At 28.7% G+C, this 5,554-nt stretch carries 8 protein-coding genes; 2 read left to right on the top strand and 6 right to left on the bottom strand.

Annotated features, from left to right (window positions below):
- Positions 1–212: 212 nt before the first annotated feature.
- From HMPREF3247_RS06555 to HMPREF3247_RS06565, 3 genes are all read right to left on the bottom strand, one after another.
- Entirely contained in the window at positions 213–566 is a 354-nt protein-coding gene (locus HMPREF3247_RS06555) for a fluoride efflux transporter FluC (RefSeq protein ID WP_000623470.1), read from the bottom strand.
- Entirely contained in the window at positions 563–928 is a 366-nt protein-coding gene (gene crcB, locus HMPREF3247_RS06560) for a fluoride efflux transporter CrcB (protein ID WP_001200542.1), read from the bottom strand. Before crcB ends, HMPREF3247_RS06555 begins: the two co-directional genes overlap by 4 nt.
- Positions 929–1,183: 255 nt before the next feature.
- A complete protein-coding gene (locus HMPREF3247_RS06565) occupies positions 1,184–1,486 on the bottom strand; it encodes a hypothetical protein (RefSeq protein WP_000091441.1) in 303 nt (100 codons plus the stop codon).
- Between the two features lie 259 nt (positions 1,487–1,745).
- Here HMPREF3247_RS06565 and HMPREF3247_RS06570 point away from each other — a divergent pair, with 259 nt between their 5' ends.
- Positions 1,746–2,459 (top strand): transaldolase, encoded by a 714-nt coding sequence (locus tag HMPREF3247_RS06570; protein WP_001096494.1) that lies wholly within the window; start codon positions 1,746–1,748, stop codon positions 2,457–2,459.
- 439 nt (positions 2,460–2,898) lie between these two features.
- Here the strand turns inward: HMPREF3247_RS06570 and sdpA are convergent, their stop codons facing one another.
- On the bottom strand, positions 2,899–3,534 hold the full coding sequence (gene sdpA / locus HMPREF3247_RS06575) for a CPBP family intramembrane glutamic endopeptidase SdpA (protein ID WP_001168902.1): 636 nt from the start codon (positions 3,532–3,534) through the stop codon (positions 2,899–2,901).
- Positions 3,535–3,829: 295 nt separating this feature from the next.
- Between sdpA and HMPREF3247_RS06580 the strand changes: the two genes are divergently transcribed.
- Positions 3,830–4,273 (top strand): hypothetical protein, encoded by a 444-nt coding sequence (locus HMPREF3247_RS06580; protein WP_001030469.1) that lies wholly within the window; start codon positions 3,830–3,832, stop codon positions 4,271–4,273.
- Here the strand turns inward: HMPREF3247_RS06580 and HMPREF3247_RS06585 are convergent.
- Together HMPREF3247_RS06585 and sigS are read right to left on the bottom strand one after the other, a co-directional pair.
- Positions 4,260–4,703, bottom strand: coding sequence for a competence protein ComK (locus HMPREF3247_RS06585; RefSeq protein ID WP_001153742.1), 444 nt, complete (start codon positions 4,701–4,703; stop codon positions 4,260–4,262). The genes HMPREF3247_RS06580 and HMPREF3247_RS06585 overlap by 14 nt on opposite strands.
- A gap of 112 nt (positions 4,704–4,815) precedes the next feature.
- Entirely contained in the window at positions 4,816–5,286 is a 471-nt protein-coding gene (sigS, locus tag HMPREF3247_RS06590) for an RNA polymerase sigma factor SigS (RefSeq protein ID WP_000671324.1), read from the bottom strand.
- Positions 5,287–5,554: the final 268 nt, after the last annotated feature.

Consider the following 5,554-nt stretch of genomic DNA (forward strand, 5'->3'; position numbering starts at 1 on the left):
ACTGCTGTTTTTTTAGGGATTTATGTCCCAGCCTGTTTTATTTTCGACTAGTTTGGAGAATTTATTGACATTCACATTATTTAAACGGCAACAAAGATTGTTTTATTTTGATAGGCATTATATGGTGTTAAAAAATTTGCATGAAAATTAAAAAATGCTTCGTTCAGGAAGGTGTCGTAATTTACCTATTTGCTGAATGAAGCATTTTATTTTTAAATATGATAGCCAATATAACAAGCTATAAATCCAATGATGAATTGTAAAAGTGAATAATTGAGAAAAAGGTTAATATCAAATTTTGGTGTCATCATTAATGTAAGTTCCTTGGCTAACGTTGAGAAAGTTGTTAAGCCACCTAAAAAACCGGTGACAAAGAACGCAGGGAACCATGAGATTGAAATTGATAGGCCTATAGTTAATCCAATTAAAAAACTACCAACTAGATTTACTATCAATGTTGCGATAGGTAACTTTGAAGTAAATTTATGATTAAAATAATCAGTAATGGCACTTCTAGCAATTGCGCCAAAACCGCCGCCAATCATGACTAAAATGATTGATATCATGATAAACCACCACCTAGTTTTATACCGACGTAACATAACAAAATACCAAAGACATAACTTGTTACAGCATATAGTAGTAAAGTTATAAATTGTTGATGATCAAACATATGTATTAATTCTAATTGAAATGTTGAAAAAGTCGTTAAAGCACCAAGAAAACCAGTCGTAATAGCTTTTTTTAGCGTCGGATGGTTTGAAAAAAATGCAATTGTTAAGGCTGTTAGCAATCCCATTACAAAGGCACCAGTCAAATTGGCTATCAGTGTTCCGATTGGAAAACCTCCGTCAGTATTCAGAAAAGAAATGAGGTAACGTAATAAAGCGCCTAAAGCACCACCGATAAAAATATATACATATTGCATTTGGTTCACCTCGAAAAGAAGTAGTTTGAATTTAAAAAAGAGGTTTTGGCAACGCGACGACAAAAATTGTCGATGCATTATCAAACCTCATTATATGTTATATCTTGTTGTATAACTATAGCGATTAGATGTATAGTTATGATTTCGAAAATCTAATATTTTTTATACGCAACAACGTCATCAAATTGTTTTACTCATTATAGCATGATACATTGTATTGTTTTGTATTAAGGCTACATTGACATTTTATCTTTTTTAAATAAAACCGAATGTACGAACAATTGAAAAGATATGTACTAAAATAACAATTAGAATAATCCAAGGCAAACTTTTACTCGCAATTCTAATCCAATCTGCATCAGGCTTTAGTGATTTAATTGAACGATCTGCAAAAATTATAGACAAAATTAGTACAATTGAGTTAATAACACTGCAGAAAAGTATTAATTTAATAAAAGAATTAAAAAGTCCATTTAGGAAAACGTTATTTGTATTAAAGAAAAAGCTTAAAATAATCATTAAGCTAGATAAGTAAAAGTATTTTTTTGAACGAGACATGCTAAACCTCCTGGATGGTTATCATTTACATATCGTATCATAAACAATCATAAAACAATAGTTTTATTAACTTGTAGACACAATGTTTGCTAAAGTCATTTTTAAAAAATATAGGCAAAAAATTAGCTATATATTATAAAAGCGTGATATAAATGTTTTATATAACAAAGAAATAAAAATCATTTTTTACAAATGGTTGTAAGAAAAAGACATGCAGATGTTGTTAAAATTTTAATAAGAATCAAGGAGGCTATATTATATGGCTAAACTAAATGTAGAAGTATTTGCGGACGGTGCAGATATTGAAGAAATGAAAGCAGCTTATAAAAACAAACAAGTGGATGGTTTTACAACAAATCCTAGTTTAATGGCGAAAGCGGGCGTAACAGATTACAAAGCTTTTGCTGAAGAAGCTGTGAAAGAAATTCCAGATGCTTCAATTTCATTTGAAGTATTTGCAGACGATTTAGAAACTATGGAAAAAGAAGCAGCAATTCTAAAACAATATGGCGAAAATGTATTTGTTAAAATTCCTATTGTAAATACAAAAGGTGAATCAACGATTCCTTTAATTAAAAAGCTTTCAGCTGACAATGTGAGATTAAACGTTACGGCTGTTTACACAATTGAACAAGTTAAAGAAATAACTGAAGCAGTAACTGAAGGTGTGCCAACATATGTTTCAGTATTTGCAGGACGTATTGCAGATACAGGCGTAGATCCATTACCATTAATGAAAGAGGCTGTAAAAGTTACGCATAGTAAAGACGGCGTTAAATTATTATGGGCAAGTTGCCGCGAATTATTCAATGTGATTCAAGCTGATGAAATTGGTGCAGATATTATTACATGCCCTGCAGATGTTGTGAAAAAAGTGAATACAAACTTAGGTCGCGATATTAACGAATTATCAGTAGATACAGTTAAAGGCTTTGCGAAAGATATTCAATCTTCAGGTCTTTCTATTCTATAATATATAAATATATTTAAACCCTCATAAGCATTGAGCTTATGGGGGTTTTTCCATCATATTTATTAATGAAGAAGAAGTCAAAATTCAGCTAAGTAAAAGCTCGAGTTATAAAAAAGTCTAAATTGATTCAACAGGAGTAGAAAAGGAAATTAGTCTTGCATATTTTAGAAAATGAATAAAAACAATTACTATATGCAACTCAAGAATTAAATATTATTTAAGCCACATACCTATTAGAGTACAAAATATACAAGTTGTACTTATATCTAGGTATGTGACTTTTGATTTTAAGCGTAAAGTAAAAGTTTTTATGTTTGTATTAGTTCTAAATTATTTTGCACTTGATGACACGTATTTTTGAGTTTAAGTAGTGACTCAAGTTCAATAAAATAAATATCAGATAGATAATTTGAAAATAATATGAAAGGTTATCTCAAAATTATCTCCATATTATAAAGAGCAGAGCTAACAAGTTATTTAAGAAGTGCATGAATATTACCACTTCTAATCGTTTTGTTTTTATATAAATTAGGCCAAAAATCAAACCAGAATATAAGTAAGGTAAATAACCAATCCAAGTGTCAGATTCGTGTAATGATGCAAAAACTAAACTAGACACAATTAACCCTAAAAACAAGTGTTTTCTGAAGATAACCCTTATTATCATACCGCGAAAAACAATTTCTTCCACAATAGCGGGGATGATGGTAACAGTGAAAATAGAAATATAGAATGGTGTATTTCGTATTTCTTGCTCTAATTGTTGTTCATTTGCCGGTACGTCATGAAAATATAAATAAAGATTATCTAACCCATAAATTAATAGTGCACCGCCTATAATATGAATAACTTGAGACAATGTTAATTTTTTAAAAGAGAATAAATTGATTTTGAATAGCCTCAATAGAATTAAACCTACTAATACAATTAGCATGCTATAAAGTAAATGTACTTCACTGACAACTATGCCGATAAATAAAATGATAGTAATAAAAAATGCTGCCATTAAAGTTAAAAAATAATTTCCTCGTGTAACCGATAAATCATCGTAAAAAAAGTCTTTGAATTTTTGCATGCTAAATCCTTTCTTTTCATTTTTTAAAATTATTTTGAATGCAATATGTTTAAGGATAGATTCATTATATATGAAACATATATACGATTAAAATTTATCATTGTACCTACCTAAAAAGCATTAGTTTGAAAAATTAGCAGACTGTATTTTAGCGTCAAATCACCATAAATGAAATTGTAATATGGATTTTTGTAGATTTGATACATATATTTCTGTAAAATATATAAAATACACTTTCAATTGACGCTAATGTTTAAAATTACGTCAATATTATAAAGGAGAGAAATCCTTAATTATGAATAAAGCATCATTTGATAAAAAAGTTAAAAAGCAATTATGGTTTTTGAACAAGAAGGAGAAACAAGCATTAGATCAACGATTGTCTTCTATATCTGATGATGACAGCGTTAACTTAAATAAGCCTGTTACCTTTGCTAATGCTTACTTAAGACAAAATGTATTTCGAAATAAAGAAACAAAAAGTTATAGTATGTTTGTTACATTAGTAGTGATGATGTTTGCTTATGTTGCTTTATTAGGTTTGTTTTTATTTGGGTTAATTACAAGTCTATCTGGCGTACAATTTTTCGTTAGTCCTAAGGTAGATTTATCTACAACTGTTGTTATTTTAACAATTATTGGAGCGATTTTATTAATGATTGTTAGCATATATTTTATAAAAATTGTGACATCATACTTTACTAAGAAACTTTTAGAAATTAAATTTAATTCGAAATAGTATTTTCAATGAAGTGCTTCAAAGCTAAACTTTCATGACATTTTTTTGAAACTAGAGAAAATGGCTCATCAACTTCTAGCTGAATGCCTTCTTGAAAATGTATTAATGTTGAATTCTCTATGGCAGTCATACCAACAATATAATGTGCATTGATATAAATTTGTATCGGTGCACGTTTATGTTTTAACGGAAAAAGTATAGTTTTTGGGTTGATGTAAATAGGAACCAGTTTATTAATATTTAGTATGTTTTTTGCAGTCTCAATTAGCACACTTTGTGATGATAAATGCAATTTCGCATAATATGAAACGAGTTTGTTAATTGGAACTTTAAGAATGTAATCGCAATGTAAAAAGACACAATTTGTTTCGAGATGGTTTGAAGTAGCAGTTTGGATATAAAGTAGATATTTAGTAGAATTGTCTTGCAAATATAGTACTCCTCGTATAATAAGTTGTTAATTTAATGGTTAAAATAAATTTATATGAAGATGTTAGGGTGTTTCAACATCATTAACACATCGACCGAAATTTCACAATAAACTAATTAAAATTATGTTGGCATTTACGCTTAACGGACATCTTAATTAATTTAATCGTTGAAAGCGATAATGACATGATTTCAGCAATTTCAAATTGCTTGTATCCTTCAAGGTATAGTTTGAGCCATAGTCTTTCTCTTTGATTTAAAAGCTTGAAGATATCTTGTAAACGAAGGTCATGTTCATTAAAGTATGTTGGTTGTTCAGTTAATGTTGGTGAATTATTCTCACATAAAATGACATCTTTTAATTGATTTTGTTGTCTGAATAAATCGATAAGGTAAAAATTTAATCGAGTGAATAAAAAAGAGGATAAAGATTGCTTGCTTGAGGGTTTATATATCTGACTCAATTGCCACATTTTTATCAAGAGTAGTTGATAATACTCATCATAATTATAGCTAATATTATATTTTTTTAAAAGATGGTGTATGATTTTGTGGTGTTTGTTGTATACGTTATTAAATTTCAAGTAGTCATTCTCCAAGTTATACGTATAACAAATATTTCCGGATAAAGTTAGAATAAAATATTTAGAAAAATCATTCATTTGCGTAATCGCTAAATTAAGTGTTAAATATAAGACATAAGTAATTAATTTAATGTGATATGATGTATTATTACTTTGCTAAATAGTAGATAGAACAAAATTTGTAATCGGGAGGTAACAATGGATTACGCACATTTAAATTTAGAACATTTTTTTGCACGAAACGACGATTTAGATGTTATAAGAGATC

The sequence above is a fragment of the Staphylococcus sp. HMSC36A10 genome (genome assembly GCF_001838845.1).
GTDB lineage: Bacteria > Bacillota > Bacilli > Staphylococcales > Staphylococcaceae > Staphylococcus > Staphylococcus aureus.

Excerpts from the sequence above, each read along its gene's own strand:
- HMPREF3247_RS06570 (WP_001096494.1), top strand. The coding sequence starts at position 1,746 with ATGGCTAAACTAAATGTAGAAGTATTTGCGGACGGTGCAGATATTGAA.
- HMPREF3247_RS06555 (WP_000623470.1), bottom strand. The coding sequence starts at position 566 with ATGATATCAATCATTTTAGTCATGATTGGCGGCGGTTTTGGCGCAATT.
- HMPREF3247_RS06580 (WP_001030469.1), top strand. The coding sequence starts at position 3,830 with ATGAATAAAGCATCATTTGATAAAAAAGTTAAAAAGCAATTATGGTTT.
- sdpA (WP_001168902.1), bottom strand. The coding sequence starts at position 3,534 with ATGCAAAAATTCAAAGACTTTTTTTACGATGATTTATCGGTTACACGA.
- crcB (WP_001200542.1), bottom strand. The coding sequence starts at position 928 with ATGCAATATGTATATATTTTTATCGGTGGTGCTTTAGGCGCTTTATTA.
- HMPREF3247_RS06565 (WP_000091441.1), bottom strand. The coding sequence starts at position 1,486 with ATGTCTCGTTCAAAAAAATACTTTTACTTATCTAGCTTAATGATTATT.